The organism is Edaphobacter sp. (genome assembly GCF_035532915.1).
Lineage (GTDB): Bacteria > Acidobacteriota > Terriglobia > Terriglobales > Acidobacteriaceae > Edaphobacter.
Window position 1 is genome coordinate 1 of sequence record NZ_DATKQC010000428.1, and the last position, 16506, is coordinate 16506.

General features: G+C 57.3%; 10 protein-coding genes. 9 read left to right on the plus strand and 1 reads right to left on the minus strand.

Going from position 1 to position 16506, the window contains the following annotated elements:
- Positions 1-21: 21 nt before the first annotated feature.
- Positions 22-363, minus strand: a complete 342-nt coding sequence (locus VMU57_RS20080; protein ID WP_325386684.1) for an SOS response-associated peptidase family protein — start codon at positions 361-363, stop codon at positions 22-24.
- 133 nt (positions 364-496) lie between these two features.
- On the opposite strand from VMU57_RS20080, the gene VMU57_RS20085 reads away from it, so the two are divergent.
- The 9 genes from VMU57_RS20085 to VMU57_RS20115 all read left to right on the plus strand — a co-directional run bounded on the left by VMU57_RS20085 (position 497) and on the right by VMU57_RS20115 (position 16331).
- The gene (locus VMU57_RS20085) at positions 497-1534 is read left to right on the plus strand and encodes a recombinase RecA (RefSeq protein WP_325386685.1); all 1038 of its coding nucleotides are present in this window, start codon (positions 497-499) and stop codon (positions 1532-1534) included.
- The gene (locus VMU57_RS20090) at positions 1531-3045 is read left to right on the plus strand and encodes a DNA polymerase Y family protein (RefSeq protein WP_325386687.1); all 1515 of its coding nucleotides are present in this window, start codon (positions 1531-1533) and stop codon (positions 3043-3045) included. The genes VMU57_RS20085 and VMU57_RS20090 overlap by 4 nt, the downstream gene beginning before the upstream one ends.
- Positions 3038-6253: an error-prone DNA polymerase gene (locus VMU57_RS20095; RefSeq protein WP_325386689.1), complete on the plus strand. Its 3216-nt coding sequence runs from the start codon at positions 3038-3040 to the stop codon at positions 6251-6253. Before VMU57_RS20090 ends, VMU57_RS20095 begins: the two co-directional genes overlap by 8 nt.
- A 350-nt stretch (positions 6254-6603) precedes the next feature.
- Entirely contained in the window at positions 6604-7497 is an 894-nt protein-coding gene (locus VMU57_RS20100; RefSeq protein ID WP_325386691.1) for a hypothetical protein, read from the plus strand.
- 705 nt (positions 7498-8202) lie between these two features.
- On the plus strand, positions 8203-12660 hold the full coding sequence (locus VMU57_RS20105; protein ID WP_325386692.1) for a hypothetical protein: 4458 nt from the start codon (positions 8203-8205) through the stop codon (positions 12658-12660).
- A 149-nt stretch (positions 12661-12809) separates the two neighbouring features.
- Positions 12810-14150: a hypothetical protein gene (locus tag VMU57_RS20110; protein ID WP_325386694.1), complete on the plus strand. Its 1341-nt coding sequence runs from the start codon at positions 12810-12812 to the stop codon at positions 14148-14150.
- A gap of 56 nt (positions 14151-14206) precedes the next feature.
- Positions 14207-14506, plus strand: coding sequence for a hypothetical protein (locus VMU57_RS23220; RefSeq protein WP_414648698.1), 300 nt, complete (start codon positions 14207-14209; stop codon positions 14504-14506).
- Between the two features lie 980 nt (positions 14507-15486).
- Entirely contained in the window at positions 15487-15909 is a 423-nt protein-coding gene (locus VMU57_RS23225; protein ID WP_414648697.1) for a helix-turn-helix domain-containing protein, read from the plus strand.
- Between the two features lie 143 nt (positions 15910-16052).
- Entirely contained in the window at positions 16053-16331 is a 279-nt protein-coding gene (locus VMU57_RS20115; protein ID WP_325386696.1) for a hypothetical protein, read from the plus strand.
- Positions 16332-16506: the final 175 nt, after the last annotated feature.

Below are 16506 nucleotides of genomic sequence, written 5' to 3' on the forward strand. Positions count from 1 at the left end.
TGAATCAACAATTACTTAGATTCACTTATCTTCAACAGGATTCCATAAACGGCCTGACCTGTTTTGAGAACAGAGAGTCGAGAGGCAAAGGACGTACACACGATAGAGCAGAAGGCGGATTGAATTCGCCAACAGTATCCAGTACGGCACCAGCCCCCACTTCATCAGTGTCAGCACGCGATCGCCTGTGTCGTAGTCGAGCCGGACGACAGGCTGCGTGCTCTCCGGCGCAATGTTGTACGAGGGCGTGAAGGCAATGTCGTTGATCTCGTAGTACTCCTCGCTGAACACGTCGGTGTTGCGGGTGCGAAACCACTCCGCGATCCGCTGTTTGTCTGCCCGGCGTCCGTATCGGCCACACATAGACCCAGTCTACCGATACAAGAAAATAAGCGGCTGCTTTTCATGGAGTTGCTGGCAATTTGCACTTAAACATGTGCAAACGGGGCTTGCAGGAGCCTCCAGGAAAAGCGAATATAAGGCGAACATAACTGCCATGCCTTCCGCCTCCGCAATCCGGCTCCAGATCGAAGCGGCGCTCGCCCATCGCATTCCTTCGGCTCTCACGCCGATGCCGCGCGGCCTCCGGCCCGCTGCGCCCACGGGCGTTGCGACTGTCGATGCGCTGCTCGAAGGCGGTTTTCCCATCGGCGCCATTACCGAGCTGGCCGGACCGGAGTCGAGCGGCAGAACCTCGCTGACGCTCTCATTTCTGGCCCGCATCACGCGCGAGGGGAAGGTGGCCGCCTGGGTCGACGCCTCCGATAGTTTTGATCCCGAGTCGGCAGCGGCAGCAGGGGTCGATCTCGACCGCGTGCTGTGGGTGCGATGCGGCGTCGTCTCTCCAAAGCCGATTGCCCCGGACGCATACCGGTTTGCATTGCCGGAGAAGTATCTGGTTCCGCGACCCGCGATGAAAGGCCTGCATGGCGGCGGATGCGGCGGGCATCCGCGCGGCGAGGTGAAAGGCCTCGCCTCAGCGGTTGGCGGTTTGCTGCGGCCGGAAGCGATCGCGCCACGCTGTGCCGAAGCGCAGCCGAGAGTGAAGCGGGAACGGGAATTTTTCGATCCTGTTGCGCTGACGCCGGCGCCAAGGCCGAGCCCGCGCACGCGACCAACCAAGCCCTGGGCCCGCATCGAGCAGGCTCTGCGCGTAACAGATCTCGTGCTGCAGGCCGGCGGATTCAGCGCCATCGTACTCGACTTGGGCAGCACTGCGCCGGTATTTGCCTCGCGGATACCGCTTGCAACCTGGTTCCGCTACCGGGCCGCTGCCGAGCGAACGCAGGCCACACTGCTGCTCCTCAGCCAGCACGCCTGCGCCAAAAGCAGTAGCGAACTGTTGCTGCGCCTCGCGCCGGGCAGGCCGCGCAGCGACGAAGAGACTGTCTTCACGGGCATGGAGCATCGTGTGGAGGTGGAGCGGCGGCGCTTCACCGAGAGCGCCACGAACGTCATTCCCCTGCGTAAGCCGCCGCAACGGGCAACCAGCGCGAGCTGGCAAAGCCAATCCATCTGGGCAGGTGCGCGATGAGCCCCGCACCCGAACTCTATGCCTGCCTGCGAGCGCCAGAGTTTCCAGCACAGGCGTTGTTACGCCTGCGGCCTCAGGCGAGCGATCAGTCCTGCGTGGTGATGGAAGGCGAACCGCCGCTCGAGCAAGTCTGTTCCTTGAATAGAAAGGCGCGTGCACTCGGCATCGAGCGCGGCATGACGCAAGTGGAAGTCGATACCTTTCCGAGCGTCGCTATCTTCAAACGTTCGCTTGCAGAGGAGGCTGCTGCACGCGCAGCACTGATCGAGTGCGCAAGCTGCTTCTCTCCGCGCGTGGAAGACCGGAGCGCTGGCGTGGAGCTTCTCCTGGTGATTGACATTGCGGGAACCGGCAAGCTCTTCGGCCCTCCGGAATCGCTGGCCGCCAACCTTCTGTCGCGTGTTTGCGCCCTGGGCATCGTTGCCTCAATCGCTGTGAGCAGTAACTTTCATACGGCCGTGGCGCTGGCGAAGGGACTGTCCATGCACGAACAGATCCGGGTCGTGCCCGTAGGCGAAGAAGCGCAGGCCCTGGCGCCGCTACGGCTCATGATCCTCGACCTCACTCCGGTGCAGGCTGAGACATTTTCTCTGTGGGGAATCGGCACGTTGGGCATGCTGGCCGCGCTGCCTGAAGTCGAGCTCATTGCCCGCATGGGCCAGGCAGGTAAGCGCCTGCACCAACTTGCACGCGGTGAACGGACTCATCTCTTCACGCCGCTCGAGCCGGACTTCTCTCTCGAAGAGCGGATCGATCTCGATTCGCCTGTCGAGGCGCTCGACGCCCTGCTCTTCGTCGCCAACCTGATGCTGGAGCAGCTCATCATGCGAGCCGCCGCGCGTGTCTTCGCGCTGGCTTCCGTCAGGGTTACGCTGTCGCTCGAAGGCGGCGCCACACACACACGCACCGTTCGCCCCGCACTTCCCAGTACTGATCGCCAACTGTGGCTCAAGCTGCGGCATCTCGATCTCGAAGCGCATCCTCCGTCGGCTCCGATTCTTGCCGTCGTACTCACGGCCGAACCGGGCAGCACCAGCAAAGTGCAGCTCGGCCTCTTCTCGCCGCAACTGCCGGAGCCTGCGCGGCTCGATGTGACGCTAGCCCGCATCTGCGCTATCGTGGGCGAAGAAAATGCCGGTCGTCCGCAACTGCTCGACTCGCATGCCCCCGGCGCGTTTCGCATCGTGCCTTTCACCGTCCCCTCTGTGCGCCCTTCCGAACTTCCGTCCGCGCCCGTCCGCCCTGCCCTGCGCCGGCTACGGCCGCCGGAGGCGGTCTTCGTTACGCTCGAGAATGCGCGCCCCGCCGCGCTCGTCTTCCGTCAACGCCGCTATGCCATCGAGCGCGCCTACGGCCCATGGCAAGCCGATGGCGAGTGGTGGAGCCCGACGCTCTGGGGTTGCGAACAGTGGGATCTCGTTCTGCGTGCACACGACGGGGCCACGCTCTGCTGCTGTTTGGTCCGAGACCTGTTTCGCAACGAGTGGCAGATGGCGGCGCTCTATGACTGACTACATCGAACTCCATGCAGCCAGCGCCTTCAGCTTTCTTGAAGCTGCCTCGCAGCCGGAGAGCCTGATCGAGCGCGCCGCGGAGCTGGACATGCCAGCGATGGCATTGCTCGACCGCAATGGCGTCTACGGCGCTGCCCGCTTCCACACTGCCGCCAAACGCAATAGCCTACGCGCGCACATCGGAGCGGAGATCGCTGTCTCCTCTTTCGGGCGGCGTCTGGCGCCGCCCGCATGGCGGCCCAACCAGTGCATAGCTGAGCCCGCGCGCATCCCGCTGCTTTGCGAGTCGCGCACCGGCTACCAGAATCTCTGCCAGCTCATCACGCAATTCAAGATGCGCGAGACTAATAAGGGCGAGGGCTCTGCCAGCTTCGACGATCTGAGGCAGTACGCATCTGGCCTCATCTGCCTGACCGGTGGCGACGAAGGCCCGTTGGCTGCCGCCCTCACGCGCGGCGGCGAAGAAGCAGGCCGCAAAGCCGTCGAACAGCTTACCCGCATCTTCGGCCGCGAGAATGTCTACGTTGAACTGCAACGGCATCGCGAACGCGAAGAAGAGGGCCGCAACCAGGCCGCTCTCCGCATCGCGCGTTCACTCCGCCTGCCCGTCGTCGCCACCAACGGCGTCCGCTACGCGACTGCCTACGACCGTGAGATCCTCGATCTCTTCACTGCCATTCGCAACCACGTCGAACTTGACCAGGCCGGCCGTCTGCTCACCGTCAACAACCATCGCCATCTCAAGGTGGCGCGCGAAATGGCCACGCTCTTTCGTGACATTCCCGGCGCGGTCGAAAACACCGTTGCGTTGTCTTCGCGCCTCGGCTTCCAGCTCGACGATCTCGGCTACGAGTTTCCCCGCTACCCAGTCCCCGACGGCGACACCATGGACAGCTTTCTCGCCAAACGCGTCGCCGAAGGCGTTGAGCGCCGCTACGGCCCCAAGAACGATCCCAACCTGCTCAAGCGCGCCAAAAAGCAGGTCGACCACGAGCTCGCCCTCATCGCCAAGCTCGGCTTCGCCGGCTACTTTCTCATCGTCTGGGACGTCATCCGCTTCTGCAAACAGCACGACATCCTGGTGCAGGGCCGTGGCTCGGCCGCCAACTCCGCAGTCTGCTATTGCCTGGAAATCACGGCCATCGATCCAGTCGGCATGGAATTGCTCTTCGAGCGTTTCCTGAGCGAGAGCCGCAACGAGTGGCCCGACATCGACCTCGATCTTCCGTCCGAAGACAAGCGCGAGCAGGCCATTCAGTACGTCTATCAGCGCTATGGCGAACTCGGCGCCGCCATGACCGCCAACGTCATCACCTATCGTGGCAAGTCGGCGGCGCGCGAAACCGGCAAGGCCCTCGGCTTCGATCAGGACACTCTCGGCCGCCTTTCGAGTCTGGTCAGCCAGTGGGAGTGGCGCGGCTCGACTGACACCATGGCACACTCCTTTCAGCATGCAGGCTTCGACATCCGCCATCCGCGTATCGCCAAATATCTTGAGCTCTCCATGCGCATCCAGGATCTGCCGCGCCATCTCGGCCAGCACTCCGGCGGCATGGTCATCTGCCAGGGACAGCTCAACCACGTGGTCCCGCTTGAGCGCGCCTCCATGCCCGGCCGCACCGTCGTTCAGTGGGACAAGGAAGACTGCGCCGATCTCGGCATCATAAAGGTCGATCTGCTTGGCCTCGGCATGATGGCCGTGCTCAAGGACTGCATCGAGCTCATTCCCGCGCACTACGGTGTGCCCATCGATCTGGCGCAGTTGCCTGAAGACGGCCAAGTCTACCGCACGCTGCAACAGGCCGACACCGTGGGCATGTTTCAGGTGGAAAGCCGAGCCCAGATGGCCTCGCTGCCGCGCAACCATCCCGAGCGCTTCTACGATCTTGTTGTTCAGGTCGCCATCATTCGCCCCGGCCCCATCGTCGGACAGATGATGCATCCCTACATGCGTCGCCGCCAGAAGCGCGAGCCGGTCACCTATCCGCACCCCTCGCTCGAGCCCGTCCTCAAGCGCACGCTCGGGGTCCCGCTCTTTCAGGAGCAGCTTTTGCGCATCGCCATGACCGTCGCCGACTTTACCGGCGCCGAGGCCGACGAACTGCGCCGCGCCGTCGGCATGCGCCGCTCCTGGGAGCGCATGAAGAATCTCGAAGGCAAGCTCCGCGCCGGCATGACCCGCAAGGGCATCGACGTACAAACGCAGGACAAGATCGTGCAGCACATCAGCTCGTTCGCGCTCTACGGATTCCCCGAGTCACACGCCGCCAGTTTCGCGCTCATCGCCTACGCCTCGGCATACTTCAAGGGCCACTATCTGGCCGCCTTCACCTGCGCCATCCTCAACAATCAGCCCATGGGCTTCTACTCGCCCGCGGTGCTGGTCAAAGACGCACAGCGTCACGGTTTGCGCATCAAGCCCATCGACGTGCAGTCGTCTGACTGGCCCTGCACTATAGAGCACGAAGTGGACGGTTCGCTCTCGCTCCGCATTGGCCTCGGTTATGCCAAAGGATTCGCGCGCCAGCAGGCCGAGGCGATCGTCGCCGCGCGCCTGAGCGACGGCCGGTTCACTTCCGTCGACGCTCTCGCTCAGCGCGTTCCCTCGCTCACCCGCAATCATCTGGCCCGCCTGGCGCAGATCGGCGCATTGAATCAGCTCGAAGGCATTCGCCATCGCCGCGATGCGCTCTGGCAGATCGAGCGCGCGGGCAAACCCGAGGGGCCGCTGCTGCGCCACGCCGCCGCATCGCTGTGTGAAGATTCGCGCGCCCTCCCGCTCGTGCAGATGAACGTCGACGAGCGGCTGGTCGCGGACTACGCCGGCACCGGCCTTACCGTCGGCAAACACCCCATGTTTTACCGCCGCGCCGAGCTGCGCCGCGCAAACATCCTCTCTGCCGCCGAGCTTCGTTTATGCCGCGACGGCCAGCAGGTACGCGCCGCAGGATGCGTCATCGCGCGCCAGCGCCCCGGCACCGCCAAGGGCTTCATCTTCATCTCCATGGAAGACGAGACCGGCATTGCCAACGTCATCGTCACGCCCGATATTTACGAGCGCAACCGCCTCACCGTTACCCGCGGCAAATTCCTGCTCGTCGAAGGCACGCTGCAAAATCAGGACGGCGTGATCCACGTCAAAGCCGCGCGCCTCTCGCAACTCGCCCATCGTGCCCTCGACCTGCGCTCACACGATTTTCATTGAATGGATAGATCAAGATCACTTCGGATACCGCCAAGTCTGCTGGTGGCACCTGTTTTCGCTGCCGTGGTCCGGCGCACCGCCCGCACATCAGGATGATCACTCCAGAAAAGCTGACGGGTTTTCCCAGAGCTCGCGCAGCTGATGGCCAGTCAGTCGACCTGAAACCAAAGGCGGCCAGGCACAAATTCTGATGCCGGAGAACGGGCCATTATCCGGGATTAGCACGGCGAATTCGGAAATAGATAATCGCACTTGGTGGATTGGTACACATTCTCACGAAGGCGCCGGCCGGGTGAATGACTGACATAGACAACAGTTCTTGCAATAGCGAATCGGATACGATTGTCCGTATGCCGCGCTTTCACGGACTGACAACTCCCGCAAACGGTGGTAAGAGTGAATTCCACTTCGGAGTTCGCAACATTTTTGACGCCTTGAAAATCGCCCAGGCGTTTCCGGGGCGAAACAAGTATCCGACACTGCAACCGTGGTCGCGCAGTCAGATTGAGAAGTTCGTAACTGCACTGGGCAAGCTGGAAGACACGTTCGGGAAGCTCGCTCGGACTGCGGAGTTGTATGACGTGGCCCGCTGCCGAATTGTCGATCTCAAGGGTCCAACAATCTCGGTCGAAAGTTTAGCCGCAACCCAACAGGCGTTGCGCGACATCCCTCTGCATCTGGATTGCGTACTTCTATACCTCAGAATTCTTGCAGACTGTCTGGCGAATCTTACGAGTCAGCTCTATCCCTCCGATCACGTCCCTTTTCGCAGTTTCAGAGACCAGATGAAATGGTTCACCCGAAGTCGACCGGAATTTGACACTCAATACGCGGAGATGCTCAGAAGTCACACAAACTGGTTTACGACTCTCGCCGGCGACAGCAAGACGGATGGCCTCAGGGATTTGATTGTGCATGGGATGGTTCGAACTGAACTCCTCTTTCAGGCAGGCACAACTCCCGCAGAAAATCGGGTTCATTCATTTCTCTACGGCATCGCAGCACCAACCGTCAATACGACGAGGACCTTAGAGGCGTCGATCCAACAGATAATGACGGAATTGTGCGAATTTCTCGATCTCTACGCTATTCATTTCGCGGCGAAGGTGGGCGCTGAGATGGGTTGCGAATTGCTTAATTGGGCTGATCCGAGGTCTTCGCTGTGGTTTCCAATCCAAGGGGAATATGGAGCACAGTGGCTTTTCCCCTCGATTACGACGCACGACATTGCAGCTTCATCCTGAACTCCGCCCATCTTTAGATCCCAAGTGGGATGTGTTCCAAATCTTTTTGCATTAAGAGACGTTTAGCCCCAGAATTCGTCTTCCACATGTCCGAGGGCCGAAAGGCTCTAAAATGGACTTTCTCGTGAGGACAAACCGGCGACTACGGCCGGAAGTTGCCGTCGGCTGGCAGCAAACTGCACGCAGTCTCCGGCTGGCCAACGCTAGTTAAAGAACGGAGCCGAAGTGGTCGATGACCAAGACAAATCGAGACCTGCTGGCGGGTATGCAACACAGCGAGGTATCAACTATCAGAACCGGGTAGCTGCCTACTTCGCTGCATGCTGCCTGACGGAACGTGTCGCGCTACCCGGGATATCGGCTTCACCCCTAAAATCCATTCGCTGTGAGACCGGTGAGCCTCTCGCTGACATTCTTCTGACCTTTGAGGATGAAAGCCTCGCTTTTGTCGAAGTAAAGCGTGCGATGGAGTTTGGCGCGGCTCGCATGAAACCCTTCGTCTCACACCTTGTCGAGCAATACTTGGCCTCAAAGCACGGGACGTCTGGAGGGAGGTTCCCTTGGCGCAGACCACTCAATCCGGCGAGGGATCGCTTGTACCTCGTCACTTCCAGTGAGGCCCCGGCTCGCTTGACACAGCACCTGTCTGCTTGCCTAGTACGAGTCCATCCAGAATCCGACCCAGAGGAGCTCAGCTCATTACCGTTGAATGATGCAGAGAGAGATGCGTTCGAAAGCCTTCTCGGAATCCTCAGAGAAGTCTGGAAGACGATATTGGGTGAACAACCAAACGGCAGCCAAATCGTGGAGTTGCTCTCACTTTTCCGGATCGCTGTCCTGGACGTGAATGAAGGCGAGGTCGGAGAACAAAATGCGCAAGGCTTCCTAAAAGAGACAGTGCTCGTCCATAGTTTCGATGCCCAGCGCTGTTGGGTTACTTTAGTTCAACTGATGGGACGCGCGAGCGAGACGCGGATGTTCGTGAGCCGCGAAGAGCTTCGAAGAGGACTCCGGGGTACAAATCTTTCGCTTGCATCGACTCCAAGTTTTCGTAACGACATCAATGCTCTGCAGAAGTACACCAATCTCACGCTGGACTCTCTAGATCACCTCGCGACTCTTGTTGTCAATCAGAGGGAGATCCGAATTGAGCGGCAAGTGACAAAGTATCTGCGTGAAGAGGCTGAGACACAGTCACTCGTCGTCATCGGTGATCCCGGCGCCGGAAAGTCCGGTGTGCTTCACGAACTGGCCACAGCATTGCATGGGGAGGGTCGCGATGTTGTGTTTTTGGCGGCAGATCGGCTCGATGATTCACTAAGGAGCGAACTTGGCCTCGATTACGAATTGGCGGAGGTGCTGGAGAATTGGAGCGGCGAATCGACTGGATTGCTGTTCATCGACGCGTTAGACGCTGCACGCGGTTCTAATGCTCTCCAAGTGCTCCGGGATCTAATCAGCAGGGTTGCGATGATGGAGGGGAGCAGATGGAGAGTCGTCGCGTCGATCCGGATTTTTGACCTGCGCTACAGCCAAGAATTGCAAAGAGTCTTTCGGCGCGGACTTGGAGAGCCTGGACCCCAGGATTTTCAGGACAGCTCCTTTCCATTTGTCAGACATATTAAGATTCCGCGCTTCAGCCCTGATGAGTTGAGAGAGATACGCACCCAGTCAGCGGAACTGGACGCAGTTTTTCGGACGGCATCGCATCAGTTGCTAGGACTACTGGATATTCCGTTCAATCTTAGACTGGTAGCCGAACTGCTGTCGGAAACCGAGGCCGCGACAGATTTCCGCGGTATCGATACACAAGTTGGCCTCCTAGACAAGTATTGGCTTAATCGCGTCATCCGGTCCGGAATCGAAGGCAACATCCGTGAAGCGATCCTCACTGAAATCGTGAACGCGCTAGTAGGTCAGCGGAAATTGACGGTTGCTAAGTTGCACATTCTGGAAACTGCAAAAGAGGCGCAGTTCTCGTCTTTGTGCTCCGACAATGTGATTGTCGAACAAGTAGCCAATTTGCACGGTAGAAACATCATAGGATTTTCGCATCACTTGCTATTCGACTATGCAGTGAGCCGACTGATTCTAGGGTCTGACTTCAGCGGATTCTTAAAAGCAATTGCCCGGGAGCGGGACCTATCGCTCTTCTTGAGGCCGAGTATTGATCTTTTCTTCAAAGAAGCGTGGCTCAAGCATCGGGACACTTTTTGGACGGATCTCATGCTATTTAGCGCGGACGAAGGAGCCCCAGCGCTTGCGAAAATTATTGGCCCTGCAGTTATTCCTGAACTCGCGACATCAGAAAATGATCTCTCTCCGATAGTGAATTTATTAACCTCCGCGGACCCAAAGAACAGTGCGATAGCTGAGCAGTGGATTGTCCATGTTGTGGGTGCCGTATTAGCAGGGGTGCCGACCTCAAGCATGGAGTTGTGGTCAGACTTCTGTTTACAGATCACGCAAGCAAATCCTTCTTTACGGATCGCTGCTGTATGTCAGTCGTTGATTGACCACATTTTGACGCAAGGTCAGAGCGGCGTTGTCAATTCTCGCAAAGGTCAGATCGCGTTGAGTCGATCCGCCGTGTACCTCCTAAACGCGTTTGCTTCGGGAAAGCAACGGGAGGGTTGGATTGTTGGTCGTTGCATATTAAACGTCATGGATCTTTTTGGTGCCGCCCCGGCCGATTCTGAGGTTGCAATACGAAGACTGATTACGCCGGAAGAAATTCGTGAACACGGAGCGCAGCAAGGGCATTGGCTTGCTCGCAAGATTTCTAACCTCTTCGATATCGCTCCGAAGCTCGCGGCCGACATCTTTACAGGATTCTTTGCCTATAACGAACGATCAGAAGAAAAGACCTCTATGGGCGGCGGACGAATCTTGGCCATGACATCGAATCGTCGTCAAGATTATCAACAGGCTCACTGGCAGCTTAGCCAACATTTCTCTGAGTTTCTGAACAGCCACTTTGAACTATGCCGGCCCATAATCGTGACGGCCGCCAGCAATGTGATCGAGTCTGAGCATAAACCGAGTTCTGCCGAAAATGCAATCACATACAATGTGGAAGGAATCGAACGCAGCGTGAGCGTTGATTACTCTGCCATCTGGGATTGCTCCGGACCTCGTGGAGAGGCACTCGAGATGGCAGATGCATATTTTCGGAAGCTTGAAGAGTTGGCGCGAGCGCCGTCGTCAGTGCAACTCGCCCGAGACACAACCGCGGCGTTTTTGAAAGACGCACAATACGCATATTTCCTGCGCAAAGTCCTTATCGTGGCCGAACGTACTGGTCCCGCTCTAGCCGATGTCGTCTATCCGCTGCTTTCTAGCCCGACCGCAGTGTGTTCTTACGATCTCTCGTCTCTCATCGGAAATGCACTTCGCACAAATTACTCTGCACTCGATCAATCTCGTCGCGAACAGATTGAGTCGAACATCTTGAACTTGACGACTGGAGTGGAAGGCGACCACCTCGAGGCGATGACTCACGTTCGAGACAGGCTGCTTGGGTGCATTCCCATCGATCAAGTTGCTCTTCCGCTGTCAGTTGGTCGTATAGAGGAGCTCTCAGAAAGGGGAGGAGCTCCAGAAAACAGACCTCCGTATGTCTCAAGTGGATTTAGCGTCTCTCCGTATTCCGCGGATGATCGTCTACGGGAACGTGGGGTTCCGATAGATGAGGCTCCAAATGCCGCACTGCGCGAGACCAGCAAACGCTTGTGGGCATTCGCAGGGCAGTTCAACAATGGCACGCCGACCGACGCTGACGTTGAAAACATCGAAGCTGACATCGATGAAGTGTGGAAAGTTCTAAGTAGTGGCGCTGCAGATATCCACGAAGATGTTGCCAATTCCGCTGAAGCGGAGCTTCTTGCGGCTTGCGCGGCAATAGCAAAAGTGAAGTCGTTGGACTGTTCGAGTGCTCTGGGAATGAAAGTGCGAACCATTCTGTTTTGGGGTTTGGGCAGCACGCAGCCCTGTTATGAGCCGGAGTACGACAAACAATGGGATGACAGTCCGAGCGGCTGGGGAGCGCCAGTTCAAAGGATCGAGGCAGCGGAAGGGATTGGCAGTTTGCTCTCGCATGGCTCGTGCGTGGATGAGGCTCTTTTGGAGCGGGTCCGTCTGGCTATTTCTGATCTCGTACCAGCCGTTAGGTTCCAGACAATCGTTCGTCTTTTGCCTCTCTACAACAAACACATCGATGCGCTCTGGGAAATTCTGACTTCGCTGGTACGCACAGAACGGCGCGCGGGAGTGCTGGCAGGTGCCTTCTATGCTGTAATCAATCCACTAGCTGGCCGATACAAGTCAGAGGTGGTTGAACTGATACGAGAGCTATTCAGGCGAACGGATCTAGCCGGTGACGGAGGAGAGGCTTTCGAATGGTGCCATCGGATCGCGACGGGCTTGTACATCTATCAGGGGGATATTGGCGCTTTCGAGCTGATCAGGCCCATTTTGGAGGGCGAAACTTTCCATCCTAGTTATGCGGGGCAATGCCTTAGAGATATCCGAGGGGCTTTAACATTCGTTTCAGATGTTCCTAAAGCAACCGATGCGGCTGTCCGCAAACGTGCATTCGGTGTCATTGAACTCATCATCGAAACGGTTTCCGGACGAATGAACCACATGATTCATGAGATCGACGTCGAAACCCGCGATGAAGTATGGCAACGGAATTTTCAGGAACTAGCTCGGCTTATCGATCACATCAGCAGTCAGCTATATTTCTCCTCGGGAGCCTATGATGGAACAAATTCCCACAGTAAGCTCGAAGACGAAGCGAGACGGCTCTTTTGGCATGAATCGCAAAAAGTAATTTTGGCACTATCAGAGGTGGCGATACCGTCCGCAGCGCATCATCTCATCGAAACCTTGCAGAGCTTCATTCCTTTCGAGCCTATTCCGGTCTTTCACGCTATCGCAGCGGTGGTTCGATCCGCTAAATCGTGGGGATATCAATATGAGTCGCTTGCCGTCGATCTGTTGGTCAAGGTCACAGAGAATTACATCGCAGAATATCGGATTGAACTTCAGAAGGATCTTCAGAGCCGCGAAGAGTTGATCGACATTCTCGAAACGTTTGTGGAGGCGGGATGGCCATCCGCCCGCAGACTCAGCTACCGGCTGGAAGAGATCTTTCGGTGAGCAACGGGAGAGGCTTCGGAGCCAATGACTTCCGAAATTCATATCGGAGCATAAGAGCGAACTACCGTGCGCGTTTCGAGCCCCAGATAGCGGAGTTACGAGCGAAGTATGCGAACCCGTCCCGGCAAGACCCGAGACTGGAACAGGCTTTGGAGGCCCACGTTCGCACGTATGTGATCGACGAGATGCTCGCGGCGCTTCGATGGGTAATCGTTCCGGGGGCTGCCGACGCGATCGAGAACATGATTCCGGAAGCACAAGTTGATCCTGAAACCGGTGCTCGCCGATTCATGGATTACCTGGGATACGAACGAACAGTAGATAAACCACTCCTGGTCGTGGAAGCCAAACGGCCTTCAGAGTTTCCGATCCCGGCGAACGGTTCGATGGAAACGGCTGCTGCCCTGATGTCAAACTGGCTCGTAGATCCGGACAGTGGCCTAGGTGAGTGGAAGAAATGGCTGTCGTCGTTAAGGAACTATGTTCAATCGGTCAAACTCCGCACAGGTCGTTTTCCGGTCCGGGCGGCAATTACCGACGGCAATTGGCTCGTGATTTTTGAGAAACCCGAGAATGCCTTCGCCCCTGGCGCCAAGCCGAATCCAGATTTTATCCATGTCTTCACAAGTGAAGCTGAGATTATTGAACGTTACAATCATGTCTTCGAACTTCTTGACCAACGAGAGGTTTCCAGAGAAGCCAGGGAGATTCCTCCTGGCGCGATACGGGGCGCCGTTGATCCAAACCATATCGTGAGCCTTTTGCATGGACTTCGCCTGCGCTACACGAGTTCAGAGACGGTTGGTCATCTCGTCCCGACGATCTCTGTAATGGCCATCATCTTTTTGCGTTCTGACACTGGTTCCTGGTTCAAGGTCGCTCATGAGGTTCCGGATACCGAATCTATTCGTATCTTTCCCTACCGATACGAGGATGCTCTCGCTGGGCATCTCGATGACGTGCGAAGAGACGCCACGCGACTGCTAGAACGCGTACAGCATTGGCTCCAGAAGCCCATTGGGCCCTCCTCTCTGTTGAGTCACTATCAGGACGACGCCTTCGAGGGAATGCATGGTTTCGAAGAGATCCCAGGGCGCGATGGCGATTATTGGGTTGTAACAGGGCAAGAGACCCACTTTCTCCTATCGGCGCCAGAGGAGCTCGCTTGTCCATTTCATGACTTTGGGCGTGCCAGAGAGGCGCAATGCCAAGCCCTCGAAAGCCCCCTAGTCAGTTCTTCTATAAAAGCGCCGCGCGCATATTTTACAAATGGGAAGGCTCATCATTGCTGCAACGAAGATGTGTTAGGTGCTAAGCGGATTTTGATCGAGCCTGACAACATCGCCCGATGTGGTGCCCGGAGCGGCCGAATCAAGGATAAGTTTTGTGAAGTTACCCAGGTCGAGGAGTTGCTTTGTTGCCGTCTCTGCGCATTCCAGGACGTTTGCAGATCAAGCGATATATTGATTCTTCCCTGCAACGCACCGTAGAACCCTCGTGACAGATAAATATAAATCCTCAAACCAAATGGGTCGCAAAGGCCAAGATTAAAGATGGCGCGGTCTTTCGCGGAGTCGATCGTCACGGTCGCGTGGCTGCTCAAGGTCTGCATCGCGACTCGATTGCAGCGATTTTCAAAACCGCCGCATCACGTGCCGGCATGAATGCAGCCAACATCGCAGGTCATAGCGTTCGCGCGGGGATGGCAACCCAGGCGGCACTGAATGGATCGTCCGAGCGCGCGATCGCGAGGGCCACTCGGCACCGTTCACGCCGCGTTTTGCGTCGCTACATCCGGCCGAGCGAGATGTTCCGCGAGAACGCCTGGGCGAGTCTCGGCCTCTAATCAGTTTTCCCGGGCTCTGATCATCTGGTCCCGGGAAATGACCTCTTCTCAGATGTCAGGATCCGAGGGACCGCTCGGTGCATTCCCGACAACAGAAATCCGACAATTCCTGTTCCGAATCGGTGGCCATTTCTTCGCGTTCCCTGGCTCTTTCAATGCGGCACACCTCCGGTACACGGCAGCTGCTTAGGATTGGCTTTTATTTGTAAATCAACAAATGGGCGGCTGACTCAGGTTCAGTAGCTCGTCACTTCTGAAATCCTGTGCTACCCCCTGGCTCAGGCTTGGGTCATTGGTCAATTCCTTCCGTTCACAACTCCCTTTATTCCAGATCCAAGACAGTCTCCCGGCAGCCCTGCCGCAGTCAGCGAAATCTCGTCAGGTCCATGCACTCCGGCAGATGCAAAAGGCCGGTGTATAGCCCTGAGAGGGCTCTTCGCCAGTAAAACAAAACAACAGAAAGGAACGAAATGTATCGAGCAATCGCTAATCTTATCGCGGCAGTCGAGAGGAGTAGCCACGGCTACGCGGACGTGCCCCCTGGTTCAATCAATGATGAAATCGAAAGTCAGTTGGCTGAACTGGGCTACGCATGCGCACCCAGCGATAGGCTTTGGCTCGGAGGAAGTAGGGTCCACTCGCCGGAGTCCGTTCGCGCGGGGAACTACAGGCTTCACGTCCCACCGTCCAATTTCACTTGTGAAGCTTCCCGTTCTGCACACGTCCCCGATGCCCGCGACTTCGACCTGGAAGCAGTCCTTGAAGGACGCGGAGAGATCCCCTCCAACTGACAACCGTTGTGATCGTGACTTCAATGCAATCTCATGCTGGTGGCTGGCGTGCAAAGCCTGCGGCTGGTTTTGAGCAACAGGCTTCCCGGTTATAGGACGCGCATCACGCTCCACCCCATTCAAACCCTCACCTCCGGATATCTCTTCTCATCCCGAGAGATTCATGTCCGACGTGCTCAAAGGAAAGCCATGCCTTCTCAGTTTCTCCCGTCAATTCGCGACAACGAAACCATCACCTGCAAGTGCTGCAACACTCGCCAATATCCGCGAGGCGGAAACTGTATTGCGTGTCATCGCCCCCTGAGTCTTCGATACCTGCGGATTGACATCGACAGTCTGCTTGGTTCTTGTCCACTAGAGCAGCGGAGACAGATTGCTCACAGGATCGGCACGGTACTTCGTCTTTTACGCAAGCAACGCCGAATTTCTCAGTCGCAGCTCGCAAACCTCGCCGCAACGATGAACCGGAGCTACTTATCCAAGCTTGAGTGCGGCCATGTGCTGCTTCCCATCAGTAAGCTTCTGCCGCTCGGTCGGGCCCTGGGTCTGACCGCAGTGATTTTGCGCTTCGAGGATCCCCGAAATGCTTCGGAATCCCCGGGCAGCGTTTGAACAATGCGACCTCTTCACAGAATCGATGTGCCTGGGTGGAACAACCCCAAAGTACTGTTTCGATTTCCGAACGCCAGTTTGCTCCGACAATCAAGATGCGGGTCAGGCCTGGTCAGAAGCCTGCACGCGGAAGGAGACATCGGATGGCATTGACTAACGACAACTCACCCGAAAGCGAGCCGAGAGAGGAGCAAGAACCGGCCTGTGACTTCTGGAGCGATGAGGGCGCAAAGCGCTTTAACGAAGCATTGGACGAGGGAGCTGCCTACGCCCGCAGCCACGATCCCGTCTCTCGCGATCCTGAAGACGAACTCTTTGAGCAGGAATGCGAATATCACGATCCAGATCTGTGCGACCCCGACGAAGAGACTCTTCCACCCGGGGAGATGGAACTCATTTTCGAGAACAGCTACATCATGTAGCCCCACTGCCCGATGAGCCCGCGGCCTCTGTCATGAGCACTGGGCGCTTGGCATAGCGCCGGAACTTCTCCCCACTAATCCAACAATCAGTCTTCGGGCACGCCAACGTGCCCGGAAAGGAGTCAGTGTGTTCGATTTCCTGTGCGGCTTCCTGAACGCATCCATTCCCTCCGGT